Raw genomic sequence first — 15,961 nt, forward strand, 5'->3', positions numbered from 1 at the left:
GAACATCAAACACACACTGCTTCGACGGTGTTGGTTGTCATGACTATTGGTCGCGCAGCCACGTTCAAAGTTCTTCAACATATTGAGAATTCAAGGCAATGTGATGCTGGGCTCGGGTGACATATGTGGTTATCTTGCAGGAACCATTATTCGTCAGCCGTGGCAGAATAGGAGACCCAATCATCCGGACATGTTGCAACCTTCCAAACGGGCTTCGCACTTGCCTTGTCAGATGGGATTGCCCGACAGTCGTGGGATTGTCGCATCGACGATTTACGCAACAATCGGGCTGCGTGTGCTTCTGACAGCGGCGTTTATCATATTGGAGTTACCATGCGTGTCAGCGTAGGGATCGCAGTGACAATGCTTGTCGCCCTGTCGATCGGCGTGTCGACTTTCGTTGTACACTCGCTGTGGTGGACAACCGCGCGCGAAAACAGCCGGATGCTTGCGGCTGAGATCAACAGTCAGATCGCCAACACCGTTCGGATCGAGGTCGGGTTGACTCTGAGGTCGGCAGAAGCCGCCTGGGCCGCTGTCCGAACCATATTTGTCCAGAACGTTATTGCGACGCGGCAAGCCGACAAACGAGAGTTTGTTTTCCTGTCCCAGTTGCAGGCCCAACCCAATATTTCCTGGATCATGTTTGGCTGGCCAGACGGGAATTTTTTCGCAGCGCACCGTCTTGGAGACGGTGGCCTTGAAATGATTGAGATCGATAGCGAAATCCGAGATCGGATGCTGCGCAGAGATCGGTACATTTTTATTCCCGGCGACATTCAATTCGAAGAACGGAACTTTTCGACTACTACTTATGATCCGCGCGATCATGTCTGGTTCCGGAATTTCATAGGGCGGAGCTCGCCCGATTGGATCGAAGCCCGCGATTTGCCGGGCAGCCAAAAAACCGTTTATGCGTTTGCCGGACCCGTTGACGTGAACCGCAGACGGCAGGGTGTTCTGGCAGTTGTTATCGAAACCGATCGGCTGTCCCGTTTTCTGGGCACGTTGCGGCCGGGTGAATTCGGTGCTGCGTTCATTCTCGATGCGGACGGCAAAGTGATTGCTGCGCCGGATCCGAATGCAGATGAGGTCACGCCGGCGCGGATGGGCGAAGGTGACCTCTACGAGGTTGCCAAAATTTCGGGTGAACAGTTGTTGGGTGACGCCGCCACGCGGGCAGCCATGAATTCGACGACCAGAGTCGTTAACGATGGGGTTCCTTATGCAGTGGCGCTGACGCCGCTGGGATTTTATGGCTGGCGCGTGGCCACGGTCATTCCGGAATCGGCTTTCCTGTCCGGGATCGACCAGACGTTGGTCAGTTTGATTTATGTGTTGATTGGCGTCGTAGTCGTGGCAATCGGACTGGCGATCTGGCTTGTCAGACGGGTCGTCTCGAATCCTTTGGCCGATATTGTCGATGATCTGAACAAGGTCGAACGTTTCGACATCGAACAGATATCAAGCCGACCATCCAGGTTGTCGGAGCTTGCCAACCTTTCCGCCGCCACGGCAAACATGGCCGCTGGTCTGTCTTCATTCCGCAAATACGTTCCCACGGACCTTGTGCGGACTTTGGTTTCCGAAGGTATAAACACGCAACCCGGCGGAGAAATGAAACAGATTTCAGTGCTGTTTTGCGACGTAGCCGGATTTACGGGCCTTTCCGAGAGGCTTGGACCAAAAATCGTCGAACTGATGGAGCCTTTTTTTGATGCTGCATCATCTGCCATTTCCCGTCACGACGGTACGATTGACAAGTTTATGGGCGATGCGGTGATGGCGTTCTGGGGCGCACCTCGTCAGGATAGCAATCATGCCGAGAACGCTTGTCGGGCCGCATTGGATCTTGTCGCAGCGGTCGCAAAAGCAGATATCAGGGACGATAACGGTGACCCTTTGCGCGTCCGGATTGGGTTGAACAGTGGTGAAGCGTTGGTTGGGAACATTGGCTCCGAAGAACGCCTGAATTATACGGCAATTGGCGATGTTGTGAACGTCGCCAGCCGTTTGGAGGGTGCCAACAAGGCCTATGAAACGTCGATCCTGATTGGGCCCGAGACCCGGCGTGCTGCCGGTGACACCATCATTGCAAGAGAGCTGGATACGCTCGCCGTGTTTGGCCGTGCTGGCGGGCTGGTGATCTATGAGTTGATCGCGATGGCCGATAGCTCTGACAAATCACATAGCTGGATCGAAGATTATGAAAACGGGCTCGCCTGCTATAGAAACAGGCGGTTTGACGAAGCGATTTCGGCTTTTGAGGCGGCCGGGAAGGCGCGCGGTGATGATCCGGCGTCGTCGGTTATGAAGATGCGAGCCAGCAACTTTCTCATTGATCCTCCACCGGATGACTGGATGGGTGTTGCGGTTGCCGACACCAAGTGAATTCAATTTCTTCTTTGGGCTGTATTCGTCAGGCAGGACATCTGATTTGCCAATTGTGCGGGTCTACGTGCAGTATTGGAGCGGTAGGGTCTTTGAAGATCCGATTTAGGTGCCGAGCGGAGGCTGATAAGGCTCCAGGCATGCGCATATATGTATCGAATTTTATGCGCAAGTTTGACGCACAAATTTGTTGTTGATACAATTGGTGCATTAGGAGGTTGGCCGGATGAATGCCCAATCGCGAAAACCGACGAACTTGTCGCTCGACAGTGCTCTGCTTGCCGAGGCCAAGGCGCTGAAGGTCAATCTGTCCCGCGCGGCTGAAGAGGGTGTTCGCGCCGCTGTGGCTTCGGCCAAAGCGGAACAGTGGAAGATCGAAAACGCTGCCGCCCTGAAAAGCTCCAATTCCTATGTCGAGAAACACGGATTGCCGCTCGAAGGCTTCAGGCAGTTCTGATGCCGAAATACGATGTGTTTCCCAACCCGTCCGGTGACGGCTATCTTCTGGATGTTCAAACTGACCTGCTGAGTGACTTGAACACTCGCGTTGTGGTGCCGCTTTTGCCAAAAACAATGGCACCTAAACCGGCAACCCGGCTCAATCCAGTGTTCGAAATCGACGGTGAACCTGTCGTCATGGTCACGCAGTTTATGGCCGCCGTTCCGATCGGAATCCTGAAATCACAGGTTGGCAACCTGAATGATGAGTTTGAACGCATTACGATTGCGGTGGACATGCTCATGCAGGGGTTCTGACGTGCTATGAGCGTCGATGATTGGGGCCGATTACGTCTCTACGCCTGATGCCGCCGGCCGCTGAGAACCGGGCGTTGCAGTGGTTGGTTCAGGGCTGGCAAAAACCCAATCGCAAACGCGGACCAAGCAGCGCACCATACGCCTGCCGCCAGAGTCACCAACGGTAGCCCAGGGAAGATCGGCGCCGCCAAGCGGATCCATGTAGCGACCCAAACTAAGATAAACCCGATTGTGTACCCCAACGTGGCCTGCATGATGCCGCTTTCGGTATGCGCCGCCGCCCGACCGGATATCGCCATTATCAGGCCCGACATTCCACCAATTGTGATAGCGTGTATTGCGTCGCTCAAAGGATATGGCGCGGACAAAAGGCCGGAAAAGCCCACAACGATCAGGCCAATTGGCAGCCAGAGGAAAGCAAGGTTCAGCGCAGCTAATAAGGGATTACAGAGGGCTGGCAGGCTTTGCCACTTGCCTATGACCAAAAGCAAGGCCAATCCAGAGGCGATCATGGCGACATGAGCTATGGCAAGATATCCGAACATGTTGGCCACTAAAGCTGCAACCAGCAGAAGGAGTATCAAGACTTTCAACCATGCAGGGTCTCGATTCTCCGGAATTGCGCGCCCTGTCATCGCAAGCCAGTTTTGGGTGAAGGCGGGAATTGCTCTCATCCCAATGCTTGTCATCAGCATGACAAGACCGATCAGTAAGGTGTGAACCACAGCCAGGCTGTCCCACGGCGACCCAGTTCTCGCAGCTTGCAGAAAAATGACATCGCCAACACCCAGACACACTATTGCAGACAGATAACCGAGTTTACTGAAGGCACGGGACAACAGCAGGTGGTAGCCGATGATCCCCGCCAACAGAGCAAAATACCCGGCGTTGAGCGACAAAAGCAGCGTATCTGGAATATGAGCGGCCAAAGCCATTGCGAGGCGTGCGAACACCCAAATCGCCAACAACACTTTCAGGACCGTGCCTCGAACCGGGGAAATGCCAGTCCAGGCCGGAAGTGCTGTCAGCAAGTAACCACCAATAGCCGCGCCGGCAAAGCCGAAGACAAGCTCGTGAACGTGCCAGAGGACCACCGGTTCAAATGACGGGCCGGGAATTTCCAGATAATCTCCCAGCGGCCACCAGGCCACGGATAACAGGGCGCAAATAATGGCTGCCGAAAACAGCGGGCGGTGCGCCGCTTCCCAGAAATCGCAAAAAAACTGGTCGTCGACCGACGCCGAAGTCATGGCGCCGAAGTACCGGACCAATCCGCTCCGCAGGCCCCTGTCAGGAAACCGTCGCTCAGGCGAATGTCGGGATCAGAAGCGAGGACATCCTTTGTCAATTGCCCTTTGTTCAGATTTCGATCTATCCGCTGGCGATACAACGCGCACAATTGCAAAAAACCGTTCGATTGCGGTGACAGGCGCAGGGCCGAGACGCCGGCATCACGCAACATTTCGATTTGGTTGTCGGTACAGGCATAGCTGCCCGACAAGGTCTGCACCCCATTCATCGCCATAAAGGGTTTGCCGTCGCTGGTCAGCACGTCCAGCCCATCAGGATCGTCCTCGCAGGCGAATTGGCAATTGTCTTTCGTGCGCCCATGCAAACGCGCGTGATAGCACCGACCCGAAATTGCAAGCGGCAGGCGCCCGTGCCCCCAAACTTCTATCGCAACACCCAGCTCGGCAGCGGCTTTCGCCAAGGTTTCAACCGAGCCTATGGGCAGTTCCGGCGGCAGGCACACGCGACGCGCTCCGCGCGAGGCCAGCCACCTCAACGTGCCCTCGTTATAAACGTTCACCAAAGGACCGACCGAGAAGCCGGTATCTTCGGGCAAATACGCCAATGCGGTCAGGTCGTTGATTTCAACCGTGACCCCCATCTTGGCCAATTCAACCGTCAGCTTGCGTTCACGTTTCAACGTCACCAGTGCCAGGCTGGTCAGGGCAACGTCCTTACCGGCGTCGACAAGTCTGGAAATCGCCTCGGGTATTCGGTCCTGATAAAACGGCAGCCTCTTGGAACAGACGAGTTCCCCGATCACCACTCGGTCTACAGGCGACTGGGTCAAATCATCATAAAAGCCGCTCCAAGTGTCGGCAGGCCAAAAAAATTGGTTGGGACCGATTGTCAGTTCCATCCTGCTATCTCCACGTCTTTTTGTAGGCACCGGTGGTCATGGCCTGCCCTTCCGACAATCGAGCCAGCATGCCTTCGGGCAGCGGTTTTCCCATGTCAAGCGCATCCACGGCCGTGCGGAAATTTCGGACGACCTGCGCGACATAGGATTTCGAACGCTGGCGGCCCTCGATTTTCAGGGCAGTAACGCCTGCCTTCTGCAACTGAGGGATCAGCTTTTCCGCGTTCAGGCTGACGGGATCTTCAAAAAGGTGACCGGATTTTCCACCTGCCGAAAAGCACCCTTTGCACAGTGTCGGGTAGGGTGCGGGCTGATCTTTCTCAACGCGGTGAATGAGATAGCCACCCAACCGGGCATCCAGAGCGCCGCGGTCCTCACTGTATTCCACGTGACTGGCCGGTGAGCAGACACCGTTCATGTTCGGTGACAACCCGGTGGCGTAGGACGAAAGCGAGCAGCGCCCTTCAGCCATTACACAGAGGCCGCCGAAGACGAACACTTCGGTCTCGACCTCGGTCTCGGCGTTGATCGCGGCAATCTCCGGCACCGACAGGACGCGGGGCAGAACCACGCGTTTAACGCCAAAGGTGGCGGCATAGAAATTGATGACATCAGCGTTGGCGGCGGCCGCCTGTACCGACAAATGCCGGCGCAAACCGGGATGGTTCCGGGCCGCATAGTCCAGCAACCCCAGATCGGCCAGGATTACCGCATCCGCGCCACTGGCTTCGGCATCGCCAACCGCGCGGTGCCAGATCGCCTCATCACCAGCGCGGGGAAATGTGTTGATGGCGACCAGGACCCTGGACCCGTGCGCATGGGCAAATTCCACGCCTGCACGCATTTCAGACCGGTCGAAGTTCAGGCCGGGAAAGTTTCGCGCGTTGGTTTCGTCGTTAAAGCCACAGTAGACGGTGTGTGCACCTGCCTTGACGGCCGCGCGCAATGCAGCCGGAGTGCCTGCGGGGCAGACGATTTCCATCACCATATCGCCGCATCCTCTGGCCGGGTCAGGCATAGCCCGGTTTGGCGTTCCATGAGGGCTATCAACTGCTGAACCGGACGTGCCAAGGGCCCTGAAAGGGCGGCCGCTTCCTGTGCCAGATCCAGTTCTGCATCATCTATCGCGTTGCGCAACGCCAGCGCTGCGCTGGTATCCCCCTCGACAACCAGATCGCGTGAGAAAAAAAGCGCGTCGCCATCAAACGCACCGTGAACCAGCCCCAATAGAGCGGCCAGCGGGCCTGAGATTCGCGCAGCGCCCATTGTCGGCCGTCGAGTGAGTTTTATCTTCGGCAGCCCGCCATTTGGATTGAGGTACAGAACAAGCGGCAGATCGACCGGATCGAGGATAAAATCGGTGCGGTCGTATTTGCCGAGACGGTTGATCAAGCCGGGATTGTTTTTTGCGATCTTTCGCGAGAACGCGGTCAACGAGAGCGATAGCGGCGCCAGCGGCATGAACCGCAATGCCGCCGCCAGCGGCGCAGGGCAATGCGGAATCGGATTTTGAGGATCGGACAAACAGACCTCCTGCAGCCTCAATGAATATGTGCACGTGGTCTTCCTAGGGTGCGCTCGGCCCTAGTGAATTGACTGTAGTCAAGTGTGCCGGATGGTTCCGCTGTTAGGGGAGGGGCAAAAATCGTCGGAGCAGACCAATTCGCACATTTTCACCCCATCCCAGTCTTCGGGATTTCCTGAGCTGGTGTCGGGAAACCGGTCAGTTCAAAACTGTGCCCGATCCGGTTTCCGTGCGCCATCAGATGACAGCCGTACATCGTGCCGTGCTGGAAGCGCATGGGCCGGTTTTGCAATTCGACAAGCCAGTGAACGAACATGGCTTGGCGTCAGACATCCCCGTCGTTGTGAACCTGTTTGGCACAGCAGAACGCGTCGCGGCGGGGCTTGGCGTTTCGACCGACGGATTGGATGAGCTTGGCGCGTTCCTGGCTGCTTTGCGCGCGCCGGAACCTCCTGACGGAATGCGCGATGCCTTGTCGCGTTGGCCGATGCTGAAAGCCGCTCTGGCGAGCCGAGCAAAGCCCGTCAAATCGGCGCCGGTTCAAAATGTGGTACACAGTGGCGATGACATCGATCTGTCGGCACTTCCCGTTCAGACACATTGGCCGGGCGATGCTGGCCCGCTGATCACCTGGCCGGTGGTTGTAACGCGCCCCTGCGCCAGCGAAGCGGACAATGTCGGCAGATACAACGCCGGCGTTTATCGCGTTCAGGTTCTGGACCGGAACCGTCTCATCATGCGCTGGTTGCCGCATCGCGGTGGCGCTGCGCATCACCGTAGCTGGGCCCGTAGACACGAGAAAATGCCTGTGGCGATTGCCCTGGGCGCGAACCCTGCAACGATTCTGTCGGCAGCACTGCCCTTGCCGGAAACTGTTTCCGAACTGACGTTCTCGGGTGCCTTGAACGGCACGCGCCCTCGATTTGTACCGGCCAAAACGGTGCCGCTGCTCGTCCCCGCCGATGCCGAGATTATGCTGGAGGGCTGGGTATCCCCCGATGAAACCGCACCTGAAGGCCCGTTCGGAGATCACACGGGCTATTACAACCCCGCCGAGCCCTTTCCGGTCATGCATGTCAGCGCCGTCACGCATCGGGAGGCGCCGTTATACCTGTCCACCTACACAGGCCGTCCGCCCGACGAACCTGCGATTATCGGAGAGGTTTTCAATCAACTTGCCCTCCCGACAATCCGGGCCCAGATTCCCGAGATACATGATCTTTGGCTCCCGCCCGCTGCATGTTCCTATCGCATCGCGGTTGTCAGCATCGACAAGCGCTATCCCGGCCAGGCCCGCCGGGTGATGATGGCGCTTTGGGGAATGCTGCCGCAATTCAGTTACACCAAAATGATCATAGCTGTGGATTCAGACATCAATCCAAGACGATGGGATGACATTGCCTGGGCCCTGGCCACACGCATGGATCCCGTCCGTGACGTGATGCTGTTGGAGAATACGCCGATGGATTACCTCGACTTCGCTTCCCCTCAGCCGGGACTGGCCGGAAAGATGGGCATTGACGCAACGACCAAGATTGGCAGTGAAACCAGCCGGGAATGGGGAGAAGTGATGCAGACGTCGGACGCGGACAGTGCCTTTGCCGCGGATCTGTTGGACAGGCTGATCCCGGAGTTGAACCGATGACCGACACGCGCGTCATATTGGGGGTGTCCGGCGCTTCAGGAGCCGCCCTCAGCCTTGCAGTTGCCCGGAATTTGTCGGTTCAGGGCATCGAAGTAGATCTTGTCGTCAGCCCTGCGGCCAACCTGACGTTGGCTCAGGAATGCGGGGCGGGTGCGATTGACGAGCTTCGCGATCTGGTGACCCGTCACCATGATACGGCCGATGTCGGTGCCAGTGTCGCGTCGGGCTCGGTTCCCGTCGCGGGTATGATCGTTGCCCCCTGTTCGATGCGGTCACTGGCGGCGATCTCGCTTGGTTTGGACGATAACCTGCTGACGCGCGCAGCCAGTGTGCAGCTCAAGGAACGTAGGCCCCTTGTTCTGCTGACCCGCGAAGCGCCATTGACCCTGGCGCACCTGCGGAACATGACCGCTGCGACGGAAATGGGCGCAGTGATCATGCCTCCGGTTCCGGCTTTCTATCTCGGTCCAAGCAACCTGACAGACATTATCGACCAGATAGCAGCCCGCGCCGTCGATTGTTTGGGTGTTTGCGAACCGATTGCAAAACGATGGAACCCTTCTGCTTGACATGCGCAAGCGGGTGAAGCTTTGTCCGAATTGCGGTTGAAGTTCCGGGAGACTTCAATGAGGCGCGCGGACGATCTGCTCAGATGCCAGAAATAGCCGTTTGCTGAGACAGGAACTTGACAAGACGTGCTTGCACGACCTCCATCTGCTGCGTTTCGACAGTGTCGATATGCCTCGCTACCCACAAAGGGACGGTTATTCGTGGCATCAGGTCGTCGCGCCGGGTCAGTCGGGGGTCCGCGTCCCCGATAAACCTCGGCAGCACTGTTATCCCACGCCCCAGTGCCGAGATCTCCTGAAGAGTCAGAAAGCTGTCTGCGGCAACCGTCAACTGATCTGCTGCTATGTTTTCGTCCATCCACTTTCCGGCAGCCGACTGAGACAGTGGACCTGACAACGCAAGCCAGCGATCCTGCTTTTTGTCAGCAGCATAGGCCGCGAATGCAAGATCGGTGGCGACCTCACCCACCAGGTCATCCGCCAGCCTGACCGATGGGCGCACGGCTATGGTGGCCTGTTCGCGCAGCAGATCCAGATGTGTATTACTGCTCATAAGCGACAGCGCCAGGTTCTGTTCCCGGGCCTGCATCTTTACGACAAATTTTGGCAAAATTGTCGCGCAGAGCGTGTCGGTCGAGGTTACCCTGACGCTACCACGCAACTTGGGTTGCCCTCCACCCGCCAATCGGTTGACCTCGTGCATGGCTGACTCAGCAGTTTGCGCGGCGCGGATGATGTGCGCGCGATCCGGCAGCAACCGGTATCCCTGCGCGGTCCGCTGAAACAATTTTTCTCCATGGCGCTGTTCGAAGGCGGCAACACGGCGCAGAACCGTCGCATGGTTCACACCTAACCGCCTGGCCGCCTGCAGGACCGATCCGGTATCCGCAACCGCCAAAACAAAGCGCAAGTCATCCCAGTTCTCGTTGTGCATAAATCGCGAATCCACGCTGCAGTTTTGCTGACTGTTATCATATTCCCGAACAGCTATTCTGAAAGCAATAGAGCCAAGTTTTTTAACATTCGGGAGTATCAGAATGCGTAAATCAGCTATTATTGCCATGTCGGCTGTTCTTGTTTCCACCGGTGTGCTGGCGACCGCGGATGGACATGCAAGCGACAAGCAACTTGCTGCCGCGGCCAAGGCGCGCCAGTCCCAGATGCAGCTTTATGCGTTCAACCTTGGAGCGTTGGGGGCTATGGCCAAGGGTGAAGTGGCCTATGACGCGGGTGCGGCATCGGCGGCGGCCACCAACCTGGCAACGCTCGCCTCGCTCAGTCAGGCGGGATATTGGCTACCGGGTTCTGACAACGAAAGTATGGAAGGGACGCGCGCGCTGCCAGCCATCTGGGCGGCTGACAGCGATATCGGGGCAAAAGCCGAAGGATTTGCAAATGCAGTCGCGGGTATGCAAACTGCTGCGGGTATCGACCTGGAGTCGCTCCAGGCGGCGATGAAACCGTTGGGAGATGCCTGCGGGGCGTGTCACAAAGCCTATCGTGCACCCGAAAACTAGGAATAGAATTTATCCGGATTCCTGATCGCGATGCGGCGTATCGTCATTTTAGTCTTGGGCCTGGTGCTTATCGGGGTCGTTGCCTTCTGGGTGACGCGTCCCAGGACGCTGAGCCCGAACGCATTGGATGGTTTGACGTCAGACGCCTCTCGCGGGGAATTAATATTCGCGGCCATGGGCTGCGCCAGTTGCCACAAGGCTCCAGGGTCGGACGATCCACTGGTTCTTGCGGGCGGGCTACCGTTCGAAACCGAGTTTGGTACGTTTCTTGCCCCAAATATCTCCAGTGACCCGGTGCATGGTATCGGCGCGTGGTCCGATCTGGACATAGCAAACGCTGTTCTGAATGGAAGCTCCCCGCGTGGCGAGCATTATTACCCGGTCTTTCCATACCCGTCGTATTCGCGTAGCCGCATAGAAGATATTGCGGATCTGATCGCCTACCTTCGTACTTTACCGGCCGATCCAACACCAAACCGGCAGCATGAGATCGGCTTTCCTTTCAATATCCGGGCGTCGCTTGGCGGCTGGAAAACGCTGTTTTTGCGACCGGAACACATCGTTCAAGGTGAACTGACGCCTGAACAGGAACGGGGCAGGTACCTTGTCGAAGCGCTTGGTCATTGCGGAGAATGTCACACCCCGCGGAACCCGCTTGGCGGCGCGGATCTTGATCAGTGGCTGGCGGGCGCACCAAACCCATCCGGGAAAGGCCGCATTCCCGACATCCGGCCAGCGAAACTGGGATGGTCCGAAGCGGATATCGCGGCCTACCTCAGAACCGGATTGACGCCCGACTACGACTCCGCGGGCGGAACGATGGTGGAGGTTATCGAGAGCACGAGCCAATTGCCGGACAGTGACCGTCAGGCCATTGCAGCCTATCTGATGATTGTCCCTGACGCCTGATCGTCGGCGCGGGCATTCCAAAAGAAGGAAAATGCAATTTTCTTGCCGGCGCCCCTGATCCAATACTGCTTCGGTTGAGTTTTCAAAACAAAATCTGATTGGAGCCGATTGTCTCGATCAGCGGTTGCAGGTGTTTCTCGTACCGACGCCATTTCGCTTTCGATGACGAATAGAGCGGCTGGCGAACCTGCTGCACGCTGGCTGTACGCACGCGACGCTTGGCTGAGTGGAACTCCAGGCAGGATTCGGCCCAGTCCAAACCACAATACGCGATGAGGCCGCGGGCAACCGTCTCGATATCGTCGACCAGTTCCTCGTACCGGATGGAGTGGAACGCGCCTTCCGGCAGCGTCTCATTCCAATGGTTCATGAGGCGCACGTAGTTATTGAAATACCGTCCCAATTCGACCTGATCATAGCTGTGCAGCTGACTGCGTTCGAACAGTCGCGTGTAGCAAGACAGGCAGGTATCCAGCGGGTCGCGGGCAATGTGTATGATTTTTGCATTGGGCAGGACGCCATGAATCAATCCGATCATCTGGAAATTTGCGGGCATCTTGTCGACAACGCGCTGCGCGTCGGGTCCGTGCAGCTTCAGGGCTGTAACGTAGTCTTCTGCACGCCGGGTCAATGTGTTGTCGGGCAGTGTCCGAACAGCGCCGGGTACATTTGACGAGCCTTCGTTGACCCGTCCGAACAGGTTTTGCAGGTCATTCAGCTCTCCGGCACCTACGACATCAGGATGCGCGTTCAGAATGGATTCGGTCAGCGTCGTTCCGGAACGCGGCATCCCGACCACGAAGATCGGAGTTGCATCGGCAATAGCGCAGGAGCGCAGCCGTTCGATAATGTTTGCATCGAAACTGGCTATCAGCTCGTCCGTCAACGCATCGGTTTCCGCCGGATCATATGACACCAAAGACCGCTTGATCCCGGCACCTTTGGCAAAGTGTTTGAACGCGTCGTCGTAGCGGCCCAGTTTTTCGTAACAGTCGCCCATCGCGAAATGATAAGCGACCGCTTTCTGAGGCAGCATAGCGCCTGCATTCGGCAACTCTGCCTCAAGGGATCGGAAAATGGGGCTGCTTTCGGTGACCTTGTCCAAGCGCGCCAGAGCAATCCAAGCACTAAGCCTGTCGTCGTTGGATTCCGTGGCCGCCAAAAAAAACTGACGCGCAGTGTCGAACTCGCCTTGTTCCATCGCGAGGTGCCCCAAGGCCAGCCGGCTTGCAGTCATGTCGGGTTTTAGCTGGATCGCCTTGTGGTACAGGGTGATTGCTGCATCAACATCACCCAGATGGGCTTTCACCAGGGCAGTCTGATGACAGGCGACTGCATTGTCCGGGTCCAGACGCAATGCCTGCTCGGCCTCGATCAGAGCGAGTTTCGGATGGTTTTTTTCAAACAGAACCTGAGATAGCCCGACATAGCTATCGGCCTTTTTGTCGTCCAGTGAAATAGCATTCCGGAACGCTGCCTCAGCCTTGTCCAACTGGTTTTCCAGCGAGAAGAGACGCCCGAAGTTGCGGTGCAGTTCCGCATTACGCGGAAACTGCTCGATCAGTGTCTCACAAAGCCTTAGGGCGTCGGTGATCTTCTCGAGTTCGATCAAAACCGAAACAAGGTTGTTTGCGGTTTCGGATGAATTTGGATTTACACGAAGCGCCTTTTCGTAGAGTTCCACGGCCTTTTCACGGTCGCCCCTGTCGCGCGCAATGCTGCCGAGATTGTTGATGGCCCGGTCGAACTCGGGCGCAAGGGCCAAGGCGCGGTGTTGTGACGCCTGAGCCTGATCCAGATCTTTCAGGTCATAATGCACCAGCCCAAGATTTGAATGTGCTGCTGCGCTGCCCGGGGCGAGGCGCACTGCACGTTCACCAACTTCCCGGGCCTGATCTAACTGCCCCGCCGAGCGCAGAACTTCGGTGAAATTCGTCAGAAACTGTGCGTTTTCCGGTTGCAACTTGATTGCCTGGCTCAAGGCGCTGACAGCCGGGCCGAATTGCCCGGTTTGAAAAGCGATCAGCCCCAGCACGTGGTGCGCGGCTGCAAACTGCGGCACGGCACGAACGATTTCGGAGAAAACGGCGACGGCCTGTTGCAACTGTCCCTGTTCGTAGTGGGACATGCCCTGCGCAAAAGCGTCCTGCACCGATACCTGCCGCTGCTGTGCCATGAACGTGACCTCATTAATGCAGTGAATGTGGGTTTGGCGAACACAACAAATCCCGACGATGGGCACGTGGTAATGCATTCCTGTGCCATCGTCTATGCAAGTCGTTTTGCTGCGCTTTTTTCCGACATAATGCTTGAACTCACGGCTGCGCGGTGTTTGGCGACGCGGCGCGAGGCTCAATTGCCCGAGCCGGAAATTCGTGTGCATTCCAATTCTAAACTTTCATGCTCAAAGCCAGAGGCAGATCGAAACTCCTAGGCCAAGTTCCGTTAATTCTCTCGTGCTTCGGCTACGATCACCGATGTCTCCAGATCGATTAGTTTCGCATCCATATCCGCCGGCAAACGAGCGTCGGTGAACAGTTTGTCCGCGTCGCCGAGATTGCCAATCCGACCCGGAGCGGACCGCAGGACTTTGGAACTGTCCGCTACTACAAATGTGGATTTCGATTGCCGGATAATCGACTTGGTCGCTCGGACTTCCTGAAAATCGAAGTCCAGCAAGTCAAGATCGGCATCAATTCCCGCGCAGCTGATGATCGCGAAGTCGAACTTGAACAGGTCCACCACCTGCGTCGTCAGATTGCCGAGCAACCCTCCGTCCGTGCGCCTTAGTGACCCTCCGGCGACGACAATCTCGATATTGGGATTGGCGGCAAGGATATTGGCGGTGTTCAGGCTGTTGGTCACCACAAGCAGATCCGTATGCGTCATCATTTCGCGAGCCACCGCTTCGGTGGTGGTGCCGATGTTGATGAACACGGTGGAGCCGTCCGGAATATGGCGCGCGCATTCCTTCCCAATCTTGGCCTTACCGCGGGTGTTCCGGTTGCGTCGTTGCACATAGTCAAGATTGCCAAGCCCCGACGAAACAACGGCACCGCCATGCACACGCTCAAGCTGCCCGGATTGTGAGAGCTGTGCCAGATCGCGCCGAATTGTTTGTTCGGCCACGCCGAAACGACGGGCCAGGTCCTCGACGCGAATTGTGCCCTGGCTTTGCGCGATCTGAAGAATCTCGGATTTTCGGTTCTTGCTTAGCATGTTCGATTGTCCTGTGTCGCGCAAAATTGCGCGAATCCGCGCACAATCGCAACCAATTTTTGTTCGGTTTGAGGGCAATCGCGCTCAATTGGCGGATATTCATGAGCGAATGTGTTGACTTTTGACCTCAATAATGGTTGTTAGCGGTAACAAATCAAAGCGCCCCGAGTCGGCGTTTCGATCACCAGCCACCAAGGGATTGGGAGAAGTGACATGACCGTAAAAGTTGCCATCAATGGATTTGGCCGTATCGGCCGCAGCGTTCTGAGGTCTCTGGTCGAGGCGGGCCGAAACGACGTATCGGTTGTTGCCGTCAACGATCTGGGGCCAATCGAAACCAATGCTCATTTGCTGAAATATGACAGCGTGCACGGGCGGCTTGATGCAGATATCCAGATTGAGGGCAACACCATGCTGGTGGGTGGTCGCCAAATTCGTGTCAGCGCCGAACGTGATCCCGCCAAGCTTGCCTGGCAGGATGTCGACGTGGCCCTGGAATGCACTGGCCTTTTCACCAAGCGCGAGAGCGCCATTCAGCATATTGGAAACGGGTCGAAAAAAGTTCTGGTCTCTGCCCCTGCAACCGGTGCGGACAAGACCATTGTCTACGGTGTCAACCATCACAGCCTGACTGGCAAAGAGGTTGTCGTTTCCAATGCAAGCTGCACGACCAATTGCCTGTCACCGGTCGCCAAGGTTCTCGATGACGCGTTCGGCATCGAAACCGGATACATGACAACGGTGCACTCCTATACGGGTGACCAACCCACGTTGGACACCATGCACAAGGATTTGTACCGCGCCCGCGCCGCTGCGATGTCGATGATCCCGACCTCCACAGGGGCTGCACGAGCGGTGGGTGAAGTATTGCCTCAACTGAAAGGCAAACTTGACGGCTCGGCTATCAGAGTGCCGACACCGAACGTATCGGCGGTGGATTTTTGCTTTATGCCCAAGCGCGAAGTAACGGTTGATGAGGTCAACGATGCAATCCGCTTGGCGGCCTCGGGTGAGATGCGTGGCGTTCTGGCGGTGACGGATGAACCGCTGGTCTCTATCGATTTCAATCACGACCCGCATTCGTCGATATTCGCCACTCAGCAGACCCGTGTGACCGATGGTGGCATGATCCGCGTTCTCAGCTGGTACGACAACGAATGGGGCTTCTCCAACCGAATGCTGGACACAGCATGCGCCATGGCGACCCGTGGGTGAGAAGCCGTTGTTGAGCACGATCATCGACATACACGCACGCGAGATATTGGACAGCCGGGGCAATCC

General features: G+C 56.9%; 15 protein-coding genes. 8 read left to right on the forward strand and 7 right to left on the reverse strand.

Translation table 11 applies throughout. The annotated features are described in order from the left end of the window. Nucleotides 1-333 precede the first annotated feature (333 nt). The 3 genes from AC2TEL_RS15940 to AC2TEL_RS15950 all read left to right on the forward strand — a co-directional run bounded on the left by AC2TEL_RS15940 (nt 334) and on the right by AC2TEL_RS15950 (nt 3,147). Nucleotides 334-2,391 (forward strand): adenylate/guanylate cyclase domain-containing protein, encoded by a 2,058-nt coding sequence (locus AC2TEL_RS15940; protein ID WP_480905245.1) that lies wholly within the window; start codon nt 334-336, stop codon nt 2,389-2,391. Between the two features lie 226 nt (nt 2,392-2,617). Continuing rightward, nucleotides 2,618-2,848, forward strand: a complete 231-nt coding sequence (locus AC2TEL_RS15945; RefSeq protein ID WP_480841692.1) for a type II toxin-antitoxin system CcdA family antitoxin — start codon at nt 2,618-2,620, stop codon at nt 2,846-2,848. Further along, complete coding sequence (locus AC2TEL_RS15950) at nt 2,848-3,147, forward strand: CcdB family protein (protein ID WP_480905248.1); 300 nt, start codon at nt 2,848-2,850, stop codon at nt 3,145-3,147. Before AC2TEL_RS15945 ends, AC2TEL_RS15950 begins: the two co-directional genes overlap by 1 nt. 38 nt (nt 3,148-3,185) lie before the next feature. Here the strand turns inward: AC2TEL_RS15950 and AC2TEL_RS15955 are convergent, their stop codons facing one another. Genes AC2TEL_RS15955 through ubiT form a run of 4 tightly spaced genes read right to left on the reverse strand, consistent with a single transcriptional unit; the run spans nt 3,186 to nt 6,820 of the window. Beyond that, a complete protein-coding gene (locus tag AC2TEL_RS15955; protein ID WP_480905251.1) occupies nt 3,186-4,397 on the reverse strand; it encodes an NnrS family protein in 1,212 nt (403 codons plus the stop codon). After that, entirely contained in the window at nt 4,394-5,296 is a 903-nt protein-coding gene (gene ubiV, locus AC2TEL_RS15960) for a ubiquinone anaerobic biosynthesis protein UbiV (protein WP_480905254.1), read from the reverse strand. Before ubiV ends, AC2TEL_RS15955 begins: the two co-directional genes overlap by 4 nt. A 4-nt stretch (nt 5,297-5,300) precedes the next feature. Next, nucleotides 5,301-6,278 (reverse strand): ubiquinone anaerobic biosynthesis protein UbiU, encoded by a 978-nt coding sequence (gene ubiU, locus AC2TEL_RS15965; RefSeq protein ID WP_480861925.1) that lies wholly within the window; start codon nt 6,276-6,278, stop codon nt 5,301-5,303. Then, nucleotides 6,278-6,820: a ubiquinone anaerobic biosynthesis accessory factor UbiT gene (gene ubiT / locus AC2TEL_RS15970; RefSeq protein ID WP_480905256.1), complete on the reverse strand. Its 543-nt coding sequence runs from the start codon at nt 6,818-6,820 to the stop codon at nt 6,278-6,280. Before ubiT ends, ubiU begins: the two co-directional genes overlap by 1 nt. A gap of 137 nt (nt 6,821-6,957) precedes the next feature. On the opposite strand from ubiT, the gene AC2TEL_RS15975 reads away from it, so the two are divergent. Both AC2TEL_RS15975 and AC2TEL_RS15980 read left to right on the forward strand, forming a co-directional pair. Then, nucleotides 6,958-8,466, forward strand: coding sequence for a UbiD family decarboxylase (locus AC2TEL_RS15975; RefSeq protein ID WP_480861926.1), 1,509 nt, complete (start codon nt 6,958-6,960; stop codon nt 8,464-8,466). After that, nucleotides 8,463-9,035, forward strand: a complete 573-nt coding sequence (locus tag AC2TEL_RS15980; RefSeq protein ID WP_480861759.1) for a UbiX family flavin prenyltransferase — start codon at nt 8,463-8,465, stop codon at nt 9,033-9,035. The genes AC2TEL_RS15975 and AC2TEL_RS15980 overlap by 4 nt, the downstream gene beginning before the upstream one ends. A gap of 79 nt (nt 9,036-9,114) precedes the next feature. On the opposite strand, the gene AC2TEL_RS15985 is transcribed toward AC2TEL_RS15980, so the two are convergent. Continuing rightward, nucleotides 9,115-9,969, reverse strand: coding sequence for a LysR family transcriptional regulator (locus AC2TEL_RS15985; protein ID WP_480861761.1), 855 nt, complete (start codon nt 9,967-9,969; stop codon nt 9,115-9,117). Between the two features lie 103 nt (nt 9,970-10,072). Between AC2TEL_RS15985 and AC2TEL_RS15990 the strand changes: the two genes are divergently transcribed. Further along, nucleotides 10,073-10,552 carry a c-type cytochrome gene (locus tag AC2TEL_RS15990; RefSeq protein ID WP_480861763.1) on the forward strand — a complete coding sequence of 160 codons (480 nt, stop codon included), beginning with the start codon at nt 10,073-10,075 and terminating at the stop codon, nt 10,550-10,552. A 30-nt stretch (nt 10,553-10,582) separates the two neighbouring features. Beyond that, a complete protein-coding gene (locus AC2TEL_RS15995) occupies nt 10,583-11,461 on the forward strand; it encodes a c-type cytochrome (RefSeq protein ID WP_480905259.1) in 879 nt (292 codons plus the stop codon). An 82-nt stretch (nt 11,462-11,543) separates the two neighbouring features. Here AC2TEL_RS15995 and AC2TEL_RS16000 read toward each other — a convergent pair whose 3' ends face one another. Both AC2TEL_RS16000 and AC2TEL_RS16005 read right to left on the reverse strand, forming a co-directional pair. Continuing rightward, on the reverse strand, nt 11,544-13,637 hold the full coding sequence (locus AC2TEL_RS16000) for a tetratricopeptide repeat-containing sulfotransferase family protein (RefSeq protein ID WP_480905260.1): 2,094 nt from the start codon (nt 13,635-13,637) through the stop codon (nt 11,544-11,546). A gap of 269 nt (nt 13,638-13,906) precedes the next feature. Further along, nucleotides 13,907-14,680, reverse strand: coding sequence for a DeoR/GlpR family DNA-binding transcription regulator (locus tag AC2TEL_RS16005; RefSeq protein WP_480905262.1), 774 nt, complete (start codon nt 14,678-14,680; stop codon nt 13,907-13,909). A 213-nt stretch (nt 14,681-14,893) separates the two neighbouring features. On the opposite strand from AC2TEL_RS16005, the gene gap reads away from it, so the two are divergent. After that, on the forward strand, nt 14,894-15,895 hold the full coding sequence (gene gap, locus AC2TEL_RS16010; protein ID WP_480905263.1) for a type I glyceraldehyde-3-phosphate dehydrogenase: 1,002 nt from the start codon (nt 14,894-14,896) through the stop codon (nt 15,893-15,895). The last annotated feature ends 66 nt before the right edge of the window (nt 15,896-15,961 follow it).

The organism is Ruegeria sp. HKCCD9138 (genome assembly GCF_057220975.1).

Bases quoted from the DNA above. Each gene is read 5' to 3' on its own strand.
- AC2TEL_RS15995 (WP_480905259.1), top strand. From the start codon at position 10,583: ATGCGGCGTATCGTCATTTTAGTCTTGGGCCTGGTGCTTATCGGGGTC.
- AC2TEL_RS15950 (WP_480905248.1), top strand. From the start codon at position 2,848: ATGCCGAAATACGATGTGTTTCCCAACCCGTCCGGTGACGGCTATCTT.
- AC2TEL_RS15985 (WP_480861761.1), bottom strand. From the start codon at position 9,969: ATGCACAACGAGAACTGGGATGACTTGCGCTTTGTTTTGGCGGTTGCG.
- AC2TEL_RS16000 (WP_480905260.1), bottom strand. From the start codon at position 13,637: ATGGCACAGCAGCGGCAGGTATCGGTGCAGGACGCTTTTGCGCAGGGC.
- AC2TEL_RS15945 (WP_480841692.1), top strand. From the start codon at position 2,618: ATGAATGCCCAATCGCGAAAACCGACGAACTTGTCGCTCGACAGTGCT.
- AC2TEL_RS15940 (WP_480905245.1), top strand. From the start codon at position 334: ATGCGTGTCAGCGTAGGGATCGCAGTGACAATGCTTGTCGCCCTGTCG.
- AC2TEL_RS15955 (WP_480905251.1), bottom strand. From the start codon at position 4,397: ATGACTTCGGCGTCGGTCGACGACCAGTTTTTTTGCGATTTCTGGGAA.
- ubiU (WP_480861925.1), bottom strand. From the start codon at position 6,278: ATGGAAATCGTCTGCCCCGCAGGCACTCCGGCTGCATTGCGCGCGGCC.
- gap (WP_480905263.1), top strand. From the start codon at position 14,894: ATGACCGTAAAAGTTGCCATCAATGGATTTGGCCGTATCGGCCGCAGC.
- AC2TEL_RS15980 (WP_480861759.1), top strand. From the start codon at position 8,463: ATGACCGACACGCGCGTCATATTGGGGGTGTCCGGCGCTTCAGGAGCC.
- ubiV (WP_480905254.1), bottom strand. From the start codon at position 5,296: ATGGAACTGACAATCGGTCCCAACCAATTTTTTTGGCCTGCCGACACT.
- AC2TEL_RS16005 (WP_480905262.1), bottom strand. From the start codon at position 14,680: ATGCTAAGCAAGAACCGAAAATCCGAGATTCTTCAGATCGCGCAAAGC.
- AC2TEL_RS15990 (WP_480861763.1), top strand. From the start codon at position 10,073: ATGCGTAAATCAGCTATTATTGCCATGTCGGCTGTTCTTGTTTCCACC.